The organism is Streptomyces sp. NPDC014882 (genome assembly GCF_043081325.1).
Classification (GTDB): domain Bacteria; phylum Actinomycetota; class Actinomycetes; order Streptomycetales; family Streptomycetaceae; genus Streptomyces.
This window is the reverse complement of record NZ_JBIBWL010000006.1, coordinates 23217-38968: the sequence shown is the minus strand read 5'-3', so window position 1 is coordinate 38968 and position 15752 is coordinate 23217. Positions and strand designations below refer to the sequence as shown.

Annotated in this window: 11 protein-coding genes; 10 read left to right on the top strand and 1 reads right to left on the bottom strand. The window is 74.0% G+C overall.

The window, feature by feature from the left end; genetic code table 11:
• Positions 1-154: 154 nt before the first annotated feature.
• Both ACF09K_RS16115 and ACF09K_RS16110 read left to right on the top strand, forming a co-directional pair.
• Complete coding sequence (locus tag ACF09K_RS16115; RefSeq protein WP_392243999.1) at positions 155-994, top strand: alpha/beta fold hydrolase; 840 nt, start codon at positions 155-157, stop codon at positions 992-994.
• Between the two features lie 66 nt (positions 995-1060).
• The gene (locus ACF09K_RS16110; protein WP_392243997.1) at positions 1061-1894 is read left to right on the top strand and encodes an alpha/beta fold hydrolase; all 834 of its coding nucleotides are present in this window, start codon (positions 1061-1063) and stop codon (positions 1892-1894) included.
• Positions 1895-2090: 196 nt separating this feature from the next.
• On the opposite strand, the gene ACF09K_RS16105 is transcribed toward ACF09K_RS16110, so the two are convergent.
• Positions 2091-5390, bottom strand: a complete 3300-nt coding sequence (locus ACF09K_RS16105; protein ID WP_392243995.1) for a BTAD domain-containing putative transcriptional regulator — start codon at positions 5388-5390, stop codon at positions 2091-2093.
• A gap of 857 nt (positions 5391-6247) precedes the next feature.
• Here ACF09K_RS16105 and ACF09K_RS16100 point away from each other — a divergent pair.
• From ACF09K_RS16100 to ACF09K_RS16065, 8 genes are all read left to right on the top strand, one after another.
• Entirely contained in the window at positions 6248-6568 is a 321-nt protein-coding gene (locus tag ACF09K_RS16100) for an SCO4225 family membrane protein (RefSeq protein ID WP_392243993.1), read from the top strand.
• 81 nt (positions 6569-6649) lie between these two features.
• Positions 6650-7798 carry a serine hydrolase domain-containing protein gene (locus ACF09K_RS16095; RefSeq protein ID WP_392243991.1) on the top strand — a complete coding sequence of 383 codons (1149 nt, stop codon included), beginning with the start codon at positions 6650-6652 and terminating at the stop codon, positions 7796-7798.
• 260 nt (positions 7799-8058) lie between these two features.
• Positions 8059-8997 carry a MerR family transcriptional regulator gene (locus ACF09K_RS16090; RefSeq protein WP_392243989.1) on the top strand — a complete coding sequence of 313 codons (939 nt, stop codon included), beginning with the start codon at positions 8059-8061 and terminating at the stop codon, positions 8995-8997.
• 416 nt (positions 8998-9413) lie between these two features.
• Positions 9414-9788: an STAS domain-containing protein gene (locus ACF09K_RS16085; RefSeq protein WP_392243987.1), complete on the top strand. Its 375-nt coding sequence runs from the start codon at positions 9414-9416 to the stop codon at positions 9786-9788.
• Between the two features lie 786 nt (positions 9789-10574).
• Positions 10575-12329, top strand: a complete 1755-nt coding sequence (locus ACF09K_RS16080; protein WP_392244525.1) for a diacylglycerol kinase family protein — start codon at positions 10575-10577, stop codon at positions 12327-12329.
• A gap of 1 nt (position 12330) precedes the next feature.
• Positions 12331-13284, top strand: a complete 954-nt coding sequence (locus tag ACF09K_RS16075; protein ID WP_392243986.1) for a YihY/virulence factor BrkB family protein — start codon at positions 12331-12333, stop codon at positions 13282-13284.
• A gap of 2 nt (positions 13285-13286) precedes the next feature.
• Entirely contained in the window at positions 13287-14057 is a 771-nt protein-coding gene (locus ACF09K_RS16070) for a phosphatase PAP2 family protein (protein ID WP_392243984.1), read from the top strand.
• 437 nt (positions 14058-14494) lie between these two features.
• Positions 14495-15706 carry a globin domain-containing protein gene (locus ACF09K_RS16065; RefSeq protein WP_392243982.1) on the top strand — a complete coding sequence of 404 codons (1212 nt, stop codon included), beginning with the start codon at positions 14495-14497 and terminating at the stop codon, positions 15704-15706.
• Positions 15707-15752: the final 46 nt, after the last annotated feature.

Below are 15752 nucleotides of genomic sequence, written 5' to 3'. Positions count from 1 at the left end.
CCGCACCACGCGGCCCGGCCCTCCCCGCGAGACGGCACGACGGCCGGGTCCCCCGGACCGTCCGCGACGACGGCACACGCCGCCCTGTCCGGTGACGCCCCGTCCGTTGCGCCGCCCCCACCCGAACAGCACCACCATCCGAAGGACGTCCATCATGCGCTTCACCCGCCTGCCCCGCCCGAGCCGCAGGCTCGCCCTGCTCGGCGTCACCGCGGCCGTCGGCCTGTCCGTCACGGCCGTCACCCTTCCCGGTGCGGCCGGTGCCACCCCCCGCCACCAGCAGTGGCCGACGATCGTGCTGGAGCACGGCGCGTTCGCCGACTCCTCAAGCTGGGACGGGGTCGTGGAGCGCCTGCAGCGCGCCGGCTACCCGGTGGTGGCCGCGGCCAACCCGCTGCGCGGTCCGGCCACCGATGCCGCCTACCTGCGCAGCGTCGTGGAGAACGTCGACGGGCCGGTGGTCCTGGTGGGCCACTCCTACGGCGGCACCGTCATCAGCCAGGCCGCCGCAGGCCTGGAGGACAAGGTCAAGGCGCTGGTCTACATCGCGGCGTTCCTCCCCGACGCGGGGGAGAGTGCGCTGGGCCTGACGAACAAGTTCCCCGGCAGCACCCTCGGCCGGGCGGTCGAGTCGGTGAACTACACCCTGCCCGACGGCAGCCGGGGCGCCGACGTCCACATCAAGGCGGACGCCTTCCGCCGGCAGTTCGCCGCGGACGTCCCCGCGGACAAGGCGCGGCTGATGGCCGCCGGACAGCGTCCCATCGCCGCCGCCGCGCTGGAGGAGCCCTCCACCCGGGCCGCCTGGAAGACGATCCCCTCCTGGTCGCTGGTCACCACCGAGGACCTCAACATCCCCGTGGCCGCCCAGCGCTTCATGTCACAGCGGGCCCACGCCCGCACCACCACGGTCGACGCCTCCCACGCGGTGTCCGTCTCCCGGCCCGAGGCCGTCACCCGCATCGTCGAGCAGGCGGCCCGCACGGTCCGCTGACCGGCACCACGCCCCATCCGCGCACACCTCCCGCATCGTCCCCCTTCACGAAAGGCAGCAACCACCATGGCGTTCATCACCGTCGGCCAGGAGAACTCCACCCCGATCGAGCTGTACTACGAGGACCACGGCAGCGGGCAGCCGGTCGTGCTCATCCACGGCTACCCGCTGGACGGTCACTCCTGGGAGAAGCAGGCCGCCGCCCTGCTGAGGGCCGGCTACCGCGTCATCACCTACGACCGGCGCGGTTTCGGCCGCTCCGGCCGGCCCACCACCGGCTACGACTACGACACCTTCACCGCCGATCTGCACACCCTCCTGGAGACCCTGGACCTGCGCGACGCGGTCCTGGTCGGGTTCTCCATGGGCACCGGCGAAGTCGGCCGCTACCTGGGCACCCACGGCTCCGCCCGCATCGCCAAAGCCGCCTTCCTCGCCTCCCTGGAACCCTTCCTCCTCAAGACCGACGACAACCCCGACGGCGTCGACGGCAGCGTCTTCGAGGGCATCGAGCAGGCCGTCACCGCCGACCGCTACGCCTACTTCACCGCGTTCTACCAGGACTTCTACAACCTGGACGAGAACCTCGGCACCCGCATCGGCGAGGAGGCCGTCCGCAACAGCTTCAACGTCGCCGCCGGCGCCTCCTGGTACGCCTCCCTGGCCTGCGTGGCGACCTGGACCACCGACTTCCGCGCCGACCTTCCCAGGATCGACGTACCCGCGCTGATCCTGCACGGCACCGCCGACCGCATCCTGCCGATCGAGGCCACCGCCGAGCCGTTCCGCCGGGCACTCCCGCACGCCGAGTACGTCGTCGTCGAAGGCGCCCCGCACGGCCTGCTGTGGACCCACGCCCAGGAGGTCACCGACGCCCTGCTCGCCTTCCTGGCCAAGTGACCGGCGGCGGCCGGCCGCCCGCCGCCGGGGACGGATGCGGCGGGCCCGGCGGCGGCCCTCGCCCGGGCCCCTCCGGGGAGGACGCGGCCGGCCGCCGGACGGGCCCGCCGGTGCCGCCCGGCACGCACGCCGGGGACGAGGAGAGGACGGGGACGGCCGCCGGCGGACCCGCCCGGCGGCAATTGTCGGACACGCCCTAACCCCGCGCCGAGGGACGGAGCCCCTGAGCGGGATCACCACTCGTCGGGACCGGGACCCGATGGCTGCCGACGACCCGCTCCGGCACGACGGGGACGGGGTCCGCCTCGGCGTCCAGGGCGGCGAGCCGGTCCCGGACCTGCTGGGCGCTGGGCGACAACGCCCGCTGTTCGGCGTCGGCGAGCGCGCGGACCCAGTGCACGCGGGCGGCCTCCCGGTCACCCATGGCCAGGAGGGTGTCGCCCAGCCGCGTCAGCACGCCGACGGCGTTCCGGTGGTCCCCCAGCTCCCCGAACGCCTCCAGCGCCCGCCGGTAGGTGGCCACCGACTCCTCGTACCGGCCGAGCCGGCGGAGGGCGTAGCCCAGGCAGTCCCAGCTCTGGGCCCGCTGCCACGGGGCGTCCAGAACCTCGAACATGGCGAGGGCCTCCTCGCTGTACACGAGGCTCTTCTCGAGCTGCCCCAGGTTGGAGTGGAACCAGGCGAGCTCGTTGAGGCATTCGGCCGTCCACAGTTCGTCGCCCGCCACCCGGGACAGCGCGAGCCCCCGCTCGGAGAACGCCACGGCCTCCGGGATCCGGCCGAAGAGGTACAGCGCACACGCCGTGCCGTAGTGGGCACGGGCCTGCTCGGCGGCCACGTCGAGTTCCTCGAAGATCGCGGTGGCGTCCCGCAGGTGGCGCAGGGCCTGTTCCTGGTGGCCGAGGTAGCCGTGGATGCTGCCGAGGTGGCGCAGGCAGCGGCCTTCCTCGAGGCGGTCGCCCCGGCGCCGGGCCACGTCCAGGGCGGGAGTCAGCGCGGTGACGGCCTCCGGCCAGTATTCCTGGCGGTTCAGGTACTCCTGCAGCGACCAGGCCAGCCCGGTGACGTGACGGTCCAGGCCCTGGCTGACGGCGGTGTGCAGCAGGGCGGCCAGGACCCGGTGTTCGGCGCTGAACCACCGGTTCGCCTCCTCCACGCCGGTGAGTGTTTCCGGGACGACGCCCGCACGGGGGGAGCCGAGGTCGAGCTCGGGCGAGGAGGCCTGCTTGAGCAGCAGGTTGGCCCCGTGGGCCGTGAACATGCAGTGGTCCATGAGCCGGAGGGTGGCCGCCCGGCGCTCACCGGCGTCGTCGTGGGTGTGGGTGAGTTCACCGGCGTAGACGCGCAGCAGGTCGTGCAGGGCGAACCGGCCGGGCCGGGGCTGTTCGACGAGGCAGGAACGGGTCAGCCGGTCCAGCAGCAGGCGTGTCCGGGGCAGGGGGAGCCCGGCGAGGCCGGCGGCGGCCGCGGCGGTGACGTGGGGTCCGGGGTGGAGGGCGAGGAGGCGGAAGAGGCGGGCGGTGGGCTCGTCCAGGGAACGGTAGGACCAGGAGAACACCGCCCGCACGTCGGTGGCGGTGTCGAAGCCGGTGAACGCGTCCAGGCCGCCGTGGGCCTCGCGCAGGTCGTCGGCGATGGCGTGGAGCGGGAAGGCGGGGTCGAGTTCGGCGCGGGCGGCGACCACGGCGAGGGCCAGGGGCAGCCGCCCGCACAGGCGGACGATGTCCGCCGCGGCGGCGGGTTCGGCGGCCAGGCGCCGCGCTCCCAGTCGTCGCTCCAGTGCCTGGTGGGCCTCGGCGGGGGAGGGCAGGGGGAGGGTGAGGGGCTTGGCCCCGTCGGTCGCGATCAGACCGGCGAGCCGGTTGCGGCTGGTGATCAGGGTGAGGCAGTCGGTTCCCGCGGGCAGCAGGGGGCGTACCTGCTGCTCGTCGCGGGCGTTGTCCAGGACGAGCAGGACGCGTCGGCCGGCCAGGAGACTGCGGAACAGCGTGCCGCGGTCGGTGGTGCCCTCGGGGATGCGCTGGGCGGGGACGCCGAGAGCGGTGAGGAAGCCGTGCAGGGCGTCGCCGGGTTCCACGGCGGGCGCGTGCGGATGGAACCCGCACAGATTCACGAAGAGCTGTCCGTCGGGAAAGGAGGAGGCGATCCGGTGGGCGTGGTGGACGGCGAAGGTGGTCTTGCCCACACCGGGGGCGCCGCCGATGACGACGACGGGGGCACCGGCCGGCCCCGGCCGCCCGGGCGCACCGCTCACGGCGGACAGCCACGCGCTCTCGGTCGTCCGCCCGGCGAACACCGGCAGATCACCCGGCAGTTGCCTCGGGCGCGCCACCCGTGGCGCCTCGCTTCCACCGGCGCCCCCGACCGGGTCACCGCTCGCCCCGGACCCGTCCGCCGAACCGGCGGACGCCCCGGCGCTCGCACCGGACGGCGTCGCGTCGGAGACCGGCGCGCGCGACACGCCACCGTGGGCCGCGGCGCCGGACCGCGCGCCGGGGGCCGCGGTCTCGTCCTGCCCTTCCCGCGCCCCGCATCCTGCCGATCGGCTCGGACCACGGCTGCCCGCCGTACCGGTCGTGTCTGCCGCACCTGTCGCGTCTGCCGCTCTTGCCGTACCGGTCGCGCCTGCCGTGTCCGCCGTACCGATCACGGCGGCCGTGCCGGCCGTCGGGCCCGCCGCTCCCGCCGTGCCCGGCGGGGACAGCGGCGGCAGGTCGTGGCGCAGGATGCCGTCGTGCAGGGCGCGCAGCGCCGGGCTGGGATCGAGGCCGAGTTCGTCGGCGAGGTGCCGGCGCAGATCCGCGTAGCGCCGCAGCGCCTCGGGGTGCCGGCCGGCCAGGTACAGGGCGCGCAGCAGCAGGGCCCAGCCGGTCTCCCGCAGCGGGTGGCGCACCGTCAGTTCCTGTGCCGCCGCCAGGGCTTGCGGTACCCGTCCGCTCAGGAGCAGGGCGGTGGCGCGGACCTCCCGGGTGGTCTGCCGCAGTTCCTCCAGGCGTGCGGCTTCGGGAGCGGCGAACAGGTGATGCGCGGCGTCGGCGAGCGCGGCACCGCGCCACATCTCCAGCGCCCGGCCCGCCTCCCGCGCCCCCTCCGCGGGCCGCCCCTGGCCCAGCAGCCGGTGCGTCAGGGCCACGGCCCGCTCGAAGCGCACGGTGTCCCGGCACTCGGACGGGACGCGCAGGGCGTAGCCGCCGGGCCTGGTGACCAACACCTCGAACGTCCCCCGCCCGCGCAGGTGCTGGGGCTCCAGGACCGCGCGGACCTTGCTGACGTGGGCGTGCAGGGAGGCCGTCGCCCCGCCCGGTGCGCGCCCCGGCTGCTGCGGCCACAGCTCCTCGCACAGCGTCTCGGCGGCGACCGTACGACCGTCGGCGAGCAGCAGCCGGATCACCAGCAGCCGCTGCCTGCGCCGCCCCGGATCCAGCACCGCGCCCGCCCGCCGCACCACCAGCGGACCCAACAACTCGAAGTCGAACTCGTCTCTCACAACCGTCACCGTTCTCCCCGCGTCCCGCACAATTGTCCTGACCACCCGCATCCGCAACCACGCGGCCCGCCCGCACGCGCACACCCGGCTCCGGCCGCGGTCCACCGGGCTGCCCGGGCGTCCCGCCCACGGGCGGGGCGGTGAACGCCGGGCACCGCACCGCCCGCAGATCCGCGCGCCCCCGGGCCGGCCGGGACGAGCCCGCACGGCCCGGCCCACCCCCGGCCCACCCCCGGCCCGCGGCATGGCCCCGGCCGAGCACCCGCCGGCGAGGCGGCCGCCGCGCCGCACGTCGGCGCCGGGTCAGCGCCCGACGTCGAACGTGGCGGCGCGCGGGAGGAACGAACGGGAGGCGAAGCACGGAACCGAGCGCCGGAACCGCCGGTGGAGCCGGTGGCCGGCCGCCTTCCCGATGTGGTCGAGACTACGGCCGGGGCACGGCGTGTTCCTCGGGCGGCCGGATGATTGCCGCGTCCCACCACAGATGGAGAACGCCTGCGGGTGTCCACCGGCCGGGCCCCGCCGCCTGTGCACCCCGGGTAAGAGAACGGAATCCGCCTCCAGCCGGAGCCGGGCCACCCACCTGCGCCCGTAGCCTTGTCCCGGCAGCGAGGCGAACCGGCGGCCGGCCGGTCCCGGTCCCGGTCCCGGCTCCGTTCTGCTGACCTGCGCAAGCGCACCCTCGTGTGAGGGGGAACGGCAACGGCCCTCTCGCGCAGCCGAGACGAGGGCCCCGGCGGCCCGAAACCATCCGGCACCCGCCCTCCCCGCGTCCCCACCACGATTACTGCACCCACCACGCCCGCCACGATCACTGCACCCACTGCACCCACCGCACTCGCCGCGATCCAGGAGACCTCCCCGCCGTGACCGATTCCCGCCGATCCCTGACCCGTCTGCTGCGCCGCACCTTCGGCAACGCCTTCGCCCTGGTCTACCTCGCGCTCTGCGCCGCGCTGTTCGTGTGGGCGGTCCTGGTGAGCGTCACGGACGACTCGGGGGAGTCCATGGCGATCGTCTTCCCGCTGCTCGCCACCGCTCCGACCAGCTTCGTGCTGTTCCTCCTGCCGGGGGGCCTGGCGACGGTCGTGGCCGTCGTCGTCCTCGGGGCGCTGGTCAACGCCGCGGTCATCGGCTGGTGCGCCCGCGTACTGCGGCGCGGCGTCCCTTCGGACCCGGCGTCCTGAGTCCCGGCGGACCGGCATGAACCAAGCCGCCCCTCACCCCGTTGAGTGAGCGAGCGAACGCCGTCCACAGTAGGGAATGCCATGGTCACCGTCGAAGGAACGAGTACGGCCCGGTTCGAACCGGTCCGAGCGGCACTGGAAGCGAACCTCGCGTCCGGTGAGGAACTGGGGGCGTCGATCGCCGTCGACGTCGACGGCGTCATGGAGGTGGACCTCTGGGGCGGGCACGCCGACGAGGCACGCGCCGTTGCGTGGCACCGGGACACCGCGGTCGGCCTGTGGTCGACCACCAAGACCCTCAGCAGCCTGGCGGCCCTCGTCCTCGTCGACCGCGGAGCGCTGGACCTCCACCACCCGGTCGCCCACTACTGGCCCGAGTTCGCCGCCCGGGGCAAGCAGGACATCGAGGTGCGGCACGTCCTGGCCCACACCTCGGGGCTCTCCGGCTGGCAGCGGCCCTTCACCATGGACGACCTGTACGACTGGCCGACGGCGAGCGCCCGGCTGGCCCGACAGGAGCCCTGGTGGGAGCCGGGGAGCGCCTCGGGCTACCACATGCAGACCCAGGGACAGCTCGTGGGCGAACTCGTCCGGAGGGTCAGCGGCCGCACCCTGACGGAGTTCGTCGACACCGAGATCGCGCGGCCTCTGGACGCCGACGTCCAGATCGGCGCCCGGGAAGCCGACTGGCCGCGCATCGCCGCGCTGGTGCCGCCCCCGCAGCCGCCCGCACTGCCGGCCGGCCTCGATGCCGAGGCGGTCTTCACCAGGACGCTGCTGGGCAGCCCCGCCCGCGACGAGCACGTCGACACCCCGCGGTGGCGCCGCGCCGAACTCGGAGCCGTCAACGGGCACGGCAACGCACGGGGCCTGGCCCGCGCCCTCTCCGTGATCTCCCGGCGCGGCGAGGCGAACGGCGTGCGGCTGCTGTCCCCGGACACGGTGGACAAGATCTTCGACGTCCAGGCCGACGGCGTCGACCTGTTCCTGGGCGTTCCCGTGCGCTGGGGCATCGGCTACGCGCTCGCCGACCCCCGGACGATGCCCCACATGCCCACCGGAACGATCTGCTTCTGGGTGGGCCGGGGCGGTTCGATCGTCCTGATGGACCTCGACCGGCGCATCACGTTCGCGTACACGATGAACCGCCTCGGCGAGGGGATCCTCGGCTCGCAGCGCACGCACGACTACCTCCGGCGCGTCTACGAAGCTCTCGACGCCGCCGCCTGAAACCCGCCTGCCCGCCGCCCCGTTCATGCCGGGGCGGCGGGCGGGCAGGCAGAACCCGTGCGGACGGTGCCGCAAGGCAAGGGGACGAACCGACCCTGTGGACGAACCGACCCTGTGCGGCGCGCACGTGCCTGCCGTGCGCCGCACCCGATGTCCGGGCGCGGCGCGCGGCAGGCCGTCAGGGCCGGTCCCTTCCCGGTCGGGGACCGGAGGGGGACGGTCTTGAGTCTCCAGTGGCGGGAGACCGCAGAGTGGGGGACATGGACGCCACGACCTTTTACCCGATCGGTGAGCTCTCCCGGCGAACCGGCCTGTCCGTGAAAACCATCCGGTTCTACTCCGACTCGGGGTTGGTGGCGCCCACCACCCGAAGTCCCGCCGGTTACCGGCTCTACGACCTCGACGCACTGCTTCGGCTGGAATTCCTGCGCACCCTGCGGGAACTGGGCGTGGACCTGGCCACGATCCGACGGGTCCTGGACCGCGAGCTCTCGGTGGCGGAAGTCGCCGCGGCGCAGGCCGACGCCCTGGACGTCCAGATCCGGGTGCTGCAACTGCGGCGGAGCGTTCTGCGAGTCGTGGCCGGACGCGGGTCCGATCCCGAGGAGACCAAGCTCATGCACAGGCTCACGCGACTGTCCGGCGAGGAACGCCGGCGTCTGATCGACGATTTCGTCCTCGGCACCTTCGGCGCGGTGGACGCCGACCCGGCCGCGGTGGCCATGGTCCGCGCCGCCACTCCCGACCTTCCCGATGATCCGTCCGACGAGCAGGTCGCCGCGTGGGTGGAGTTGGTCGAGCTGGTCGGCGACGAGGGATTCCGGACCCGGATGCGCCGGACGGCCATGGCGCAGGCGGCAGGGCGCACGCCCGGCATCGAGAGCGAGGCCGGCGAGGAACTGATGGGCCTCATTCGCCGCAAGGTGGCCGAGGCCGTGGACTCGGGCATCGATCCGCTCAGCGACAGGGCCGCCCCGCTCGTCGACGACCTCGTGCACCGCTTCGCCGAGGTGTTCGCGCGCACCCCCGACACGGAGTTCCGGGAGTGGATGGCCCAGCGGTTCGAAGAGGCGTACGACCCCGAGGTGGACCGGTACTGGCGGCTGGTGTGGATCGTCAACGGCTGGCAGGTGGTACCGGGTCTGGTCCCGGTACACCCCTGGCTCGTCCAGGCCCTGCGGGACGGCCGCGACGCGTAGTCGCTGACGACGGCATCGTCCGAACGGCGCGGCCTGCGGTCACCCCATGCCGGCCGGCCGGTCGGGATCGGGCGGCGGGGCGGCACCGGCCTTGGCCGGGCTGCCCGCTTCCGCCGCGGGTACCGGCCCGCGGCCCGGCTGGACGTCCTTCACGAGCACGCCCCGTATCTGCTCCTGACCGATCTGCTCCTGGCCGACGGCCGGGGTCCGGCCGAGCGCCCACGCCGTTCGCCCTGGACGTGTGTCCGGATCTCGCCGGCCGCCCTTGTTCTCCCCTCGTGCATTCGAGTGGTTTTCCCGGAACAGCGGGTGCGGGGCGAAGCTGCGGGTAGGCGCGTGGCAGTGCCCGGGGGAAAGGGCACGGTGGAGGGAATCGGGACAAGACGGGGGTGTGTTTTTTCATGCTTACTGTGCGGATGCGGCATCAGGACACGGTGGTCGTCGAGCTGCCGGAGCAGGTCGACCACGACAACGCCTCGCTCATCGGTGCTCAGTGCGAGGGCCTGATCGGCCGGGACCGGGCCACTCTGGTGCTGGACGCCTCCCGGGTGGAGTACCTCGACTCCTCGGGCGTCAGCATGATCATCATGCTGTCGCGTGTGGTCGGCGCCCATGCCGGGACCCTGCGCGTCGCCGCTTTCCGTGCCCACTACCGGAAGGTGTGGCACATTCTCGGTCTCGATTCGCTGTTCCCCGTTTTCCCGACGGTGCACGCCGCTCTCCACGCTCCGGACGGAGCGGCTGGGGAGGGGCACCCGAGTCTTTCGGCTGTGCCCGAGACCCCTGTGTGAGCACACCCGAGCACACCGGTCGTGAACGGGGCTCGCGGACCTGTCGCGGGCCGACGGCGCCGGCGCCCTGGAGGCCGCCGACGAGGTCGAACTCACCCTGCCCGAGACCGGGGTCCGCGGCGGCACCGGGCTGTCCGACGCCCCCGGGACCGAGGAGACCGGCCGCTGCCGCACCCCCGCACCGCAACCGGTCCGACTCACCGCCCCCGCCGCCCTGTCCGTCACCGCGGCGGCCGGCGGCGAGGCGCCCGCGGGCGGCTGCCGCGGATCGTGACCAGCCCTCGGCACCCCTGCCCGCGGGGCCGCGAGCGGAGCGGACACCCGGCCGCGGCCCCGCGCCGCACACCCGCGCCGCACCTCCTCCGGCGGCCACACCCACCTCCTCGCCGCGCCGGCGGCCCCTTCCTTCCCGGCCGCCCTCGCCCGCCGTCCGCCCCCTCACCTCCCCGGCGGCCCCACCGTCTCCCGGACGAATCCCGCCGTCTCCCGGACGGATCCCGCCGGCGCCCACCGTGACGCACCCGCCGGCGGGTGACACCGTGTCAACGGCGGCGGCACCGGCCTGATCGCGGTCCTCGGCGGGGACGGGGGAACCGGCCGGGACCGGGGCGGACGCGGCGCCGCGCACGTCACACCGACCGCCGCGGCAGGACGCCGGACGTCCACGACACCGTCAGGAGGTCACCAAGAGCACGTCTGCACGCCCGTATCGGGGGCAGGCGGCGATGCATCGGCCCGACAACCCCGGGCCGACACGCCGTACCGTGCCTACCCGTGGGAGACCTGATGCCGACCGCCGCACCGGAAAGACCAGCCGAACTTCCCGGCGAGAGACCGGGAACCGACCCGGCCGGCCGCTCGTTCACGCTGCCCCGGGGCACCGGTCGGACCGCCGCCCGCATCGCCGCGCTCACGGTCTGCCAGGGCGCGTTCATGGTGGGATTCGGGCTGCTCATCACCGGACCCGCCCGCGGGCTGTGGCCGATGACGGCCGAGGACGACGTCAACGAGGGCCTGGAACACGCCAGGACCGGCACCCTGACCACCCTGTCCCTCTTCGCGTCGGAGGCCGGCAACACCCTCACGGTGATCGCCGTCACCGTCCTGACGTGCGCGGCACTGCTCCTGATACCCCGTCTGCCGATGTGGCGCCAGGCCTCCTTCCTCGCCGTCGCCGTGTCGCTCCAGTCGCTGGTCTTCCTGGTCATCACCGAGGCGGTGGACCGCCACCGGCCCGAGGTGCACCGCCTCGACGCCTCCCCGCCCACCTCCAGCTACACCTCGGGCCACACCGGGGCCGCCACCGCGCTCTACGGCGGACTCGCGGTCCTCGCGCTGTCCCGGCTCCGCGGGCCGTGGCGGCGGATCGTCGGCGCCGTGCTGCTCGTCGTGCCGGTACTGGTCGCCGTCGCCCGCCTCTACCGGGGCATGCACCACCCCACCGACGTCGTCGGCGGGCTGGCCAACGGCAGCCTGTCCCTGCTGATCGTCGGCCGAGCCCTGCTCAGCGACGCCACCGTGACCGCGCCGGCCGCGGCGGGCCCGGAACCGTCCCCGGCGAGCGCGGGAAAGCGCCCGGGCACACCGGAACCGGGCCGCACCGTAGTGGTCTTCAACCCCACGGTGACCACGGAGGCCGACCGCGAAGCGCTGCGGCAGGTCCTGGAGGACCACGCCCACCACGCACCGGTGTTCGTCGAGACCACGGCCGACGATCCGGGCACCGGCCAGACGGCCGGCGCCCTCGAGGACGGCGCGCAACTGGTCGTGGTCTGCGGCGGTGACGGCACCCTGCGGGCGGCCGCGGACGCCCTGGCCGGCAGCGGCGTACCGCTGGCCGTCGTGCCCTGCGGCACGGGCAACCTGCTGGCCCGCAACCTCGGACTGCCCCTGGCCCCCACCGACGCGCTCGACGCCGCGCTGCGCGGCACCCCCCACCGCCTCGACCTCGGCCGCATCGAGGGCGACGACCTCCCCGCCACCCACTTCGCCGCCATGTCCGGCGCCGGCCTCGACGCCGCGATCATGGAGAACACCGACGACCGCACCAAGTCCCTCCTGGGCTGGCCCGCCTATGTACTGGCCGGCATCGGCACCCTGCGCGCCCCGCGGATGCACCTGACCCTCCGGCTCGACGACGCACCCGCCGTGCGCCGCACGGCCCGCATGGTCCTCATGGGCAACGTCGGGACCGTGCAGGGCGGGACCACGCTCCTGCCCGCCGCCCGCCCCGACGACGCCCGGCTCGATCTGCTGATCCTCGACCCGCGCGGCGTCGCCGGCTGGACGCGCGCGCTGGCGACGCTGGTGCGCGGCGGTGCGAAGCGGCCCCGGCCGTCCGCCGCGGACACCACCACGGCACGGGACGGCGACCGGAGCGGCGCACCGGTGGAGTTCCTCACGTTCCGGCGGGCCGAACTGGCCTTCGACACCCCGCAGTCCCGGGAACTCGACGGTGACCCGGTGGCACCGGGCCGCCGGCTCACCGCCGAGGTCAGGCCCGGCGCACTGACCGTGCTGCTGCCCGCCGGAGGCCGGTGACATGGGCACCGCGACCAAGGTCCCCGAGACCCGTGACATGACCGGCGACGAACTGTCCGCCGACGAGGCGCTCGCCTCACTGCGCCGCTACGGCCGCTGGCCCCTGCTGCGGGACGCCTTCATGCGCTTCCGCTACGCCGACGGCTTCACCCACTCCCGCGCCCTCGCCCTGCAGACCGTCCTGTCGGTGGTCCCGCTGGCCATCGCCTTCGTCGGACTCTCCACCACGCTGCACACCGAGAACATCGGCCGCGTCGTCGAACTGACGATCCACCGGCTCGCCGAGGGTCCCAGCGCCGACGTGGTCGACGACGCGCTGGACCGCAGCCGCCGCACGGCCGGCGACGGCGCGAAGATCGCGCTCTGGTTCGGCCTGATCTTCTCCCTGGCCAACACCACCACCGCGATGTGCCAGGTGGAGCGCGGCGCCAACCGCATCTACGGCAACGAACGCGACCGCCCCTTCGCGCACAAGTACCTGCGCGGCCTGGTGATGTCCCTCAGCGCCGGACTGCCCCTCGGAGTCGGCTTCATCGTCATGGTGGCCGGCGGCGACCTCGCCTCCGCGGTGGTGACCGTCTACCGGCTCGACGAAGACGCCCGGACCGCCTGGGAGATACTGCGCTGGCCCTTCGGGCTGCTCCTCGCACTCATCTCGGCCAGCGTGATCTTCCGCAGGTCACCCCGCCGCAAACAACCCGGGTACACCTGGCTGGCCTTCGGCGCCGCCGTGTACCTGGTGCTGTGGACGGCACTGACCTGGCTGCTGAGCCTGTACCTGCGGATCAGCGGCTCCTTCGACACGGTCTACGGCCCGCTCAGCGCCTTCATGTCCCTGCTGCTGTGGGCCTACCTGACCTCCATCGCCCTCTTCCTCGGGCTGGCGTTCGCCGCGCAGCTGGAGGCCGCGCGGGCCCTGCGCCCCGATCCGATCGAACCCGACCCTGGAGTCTGAACATGGTGGTGCGAGCCACGGTCCTGCACCTTCGAGACCGTCGCCGTCGGGCGGCCGACCGCAGATTCGGCGCCCGCCTGCTGGGAGCGGCCCTCGTCGCCGCCGTCGCCGCGGTGCCCTTCGCCCTGCTGCTGGTCCTCGTCGAGGGCCACTGGCAGCCGCTGCGCCGCCTGGACGCGGGCGCCGCCGAGCGACTGCACCACACGGCCGTGACACATCCGGCGTGGACCGACGTCCTGCGCTTCCTGTCCGACTGGGTCTGGGACCCGGCCGTCCTGCGCACGGCCGTCGCGCTGCTGACCATCTGGCTGCTGTACCGCAGGGCCTGGCGGCTGGCCGCCTGGTCCGCGGTGACGGCCGTGGCCGGCGGGCTGATCGGGCTGCTGGTCAAGACGGTCGTCGAGCGGGCCAGGCCCTCCCTGGAGGATCCGGTGGCGCACGCGCCGGGCTTCTCCTTCCCGTCGGGCCACGCGATGACGGCCACCACGTCGTTCGCCGTCCTGCTGCTGGTGCTGCTGCCCCTGGTACCGCGCGCCTGGCGCCCCCTGTGCTGGTGCGTCGCGGTGGTCTCGGTGATCGGGGTCGGTTTCACCCGGGTCGCGCTCGGCGTGCACTGGTTCAGCGACGTGGTGGGCGGCTGGCTGCTCGGCCTGGCCGTCGTCACCCTCACCGCCTGGGCCTTCGAGGCCTGGCGCGCCGAGGCCGGCCGGGCCCGCGCCGAGGTGAGCGACGGACTGGAGCCCGAACTCGTCGACGCCCACCCCGAGCCCTGACCGGCGCCGGGCAACCCGCCGGTCCCTTCGCCGCACACCCCGTCCCCACCCCTGCACGGACCATGACAGAGGAGAGGGGGGTAGGGGAGGGCAGGGGGCAGGGGAGGCGGCCAGCCCGGGCACGGCACCCAGCCGCCCGGCGAACGCTTTGCCCCCGGGCCGACCGAACGGCCCGCTGCCCGGGCTGATCGAACGGCCCGCCCCGGCCGCCCCTCGCCCGGCGAACGGCCCGCCCCTCGCCCGGCGAACGGGGCCCCCGGGCCGACTGGCCCGGCCCTGGAGCGCGACATAGCCTGGGGTGACAATCCCAGACCCCGCCCGCAACGGCCCCTTCCCCCGCCCGGCCCCGCAGTCCTGGGCCCCCCGACGCCCGGGCGTACCCCCTGCGCCGCGGGGTACCCGGCCTCGCCCCCCGTCCTCCCCCGGAAGGACCTCCCATGCTCTCGGACACCGCCCGGCCCGTCGTCACGGCCACGCTGCCGGTCGTCGCCGACCACATCGGCGACATCGCGCAACGCTTCTACGGGCACATGTTCGCCGCGCACCCCGAACTCCTGAACGGCGTCTTCAACCGAGGCAACCAGGCGCACGGAGACCAGCAGAAGGCACTGGCCGGATCAGTGGCGGCGTTCGCGAGCGGACTGGTGGAGTCACCCGAGCACGTCCCCGAGCACCTCCTGTCGCGGATCGCCCACAAGCACGCCTCCCTCGGTATCCGCCCCGACCAGTACCAGATCGTCCACGACAACCTGATGTGGGCGATCGCCGACGTCCTGGGCGACGCGGTCACCCCCGAGGTCGCCGCCGCCTGGGACGAGGTCTACTGGCTGATGGCCAACGCCCTGATCAACCAGGAACGCGGCCTCTACAGCGCGCGCGGAGTCAGGCCGGAGACGGTGTGGCGGCAGTGGAAGGTCGAGAAGAAGATCCGCGAGACCCGCGACGTGGTGACCTTCGTGGTCAAGCGGACCGACGACCGCCTGGTGAAGACCTCACTGCCCGGCCAGTACGTGACGGTGCGGATGACGATGCCGGACGGGGTGCTCCAGCCGCGCCAGTACAGCCTGACCCGGGCCGACGACGGCGAACACCGCCAGTTCTCGGTCAAGCGGGTCCACGGCGACGGCGACGACCCCGACGGGGAGATGTCGGCACTCCTGCACGACTCGGTGGGCGTGGGCGACGTCCTGACCCTGTCCGTGCCCTACGGCGACGTCGTCCTCGACGACTCGGGACGGCCGGTGGTGTTCGCCACCGCCGGCATCGGGATCGCCCCGGTGGCCGGGATGCTCTCGCACCTCGCCAAGGCGGGGTCCGCACTGGACATCACGGTCCTCCACGCCGATCTCGACGAGCCCTCCTTCCCCCTGCGCCGCCAGGTCGTCAGCGACGTCCTGGAACTGCGCCGGGCGGCGGTCTACGCCTGGTACGAAAAAAGCACGCAGAGCATGGAACCGCTCAACGGGGTCTTCCAGGGGCTGATGGACCCCACGGCCGTCGACCTGCCCGACAACGCCCTGTACTACCTGTGCGGTCCGCTGCCGTTCATGCAGGCGGTGCGCGGCAAACTGCTCGAGCGGGGCGTCGCACCCAAGGACATCCAGTACGAGGTGTTCGGCCCCGACCTGTGGCAGGCGGACCTGGACTAGGTGTTCTGTCCCGGGAGGCCGTGGACGGGTGAGCCAGGTCTCGGCT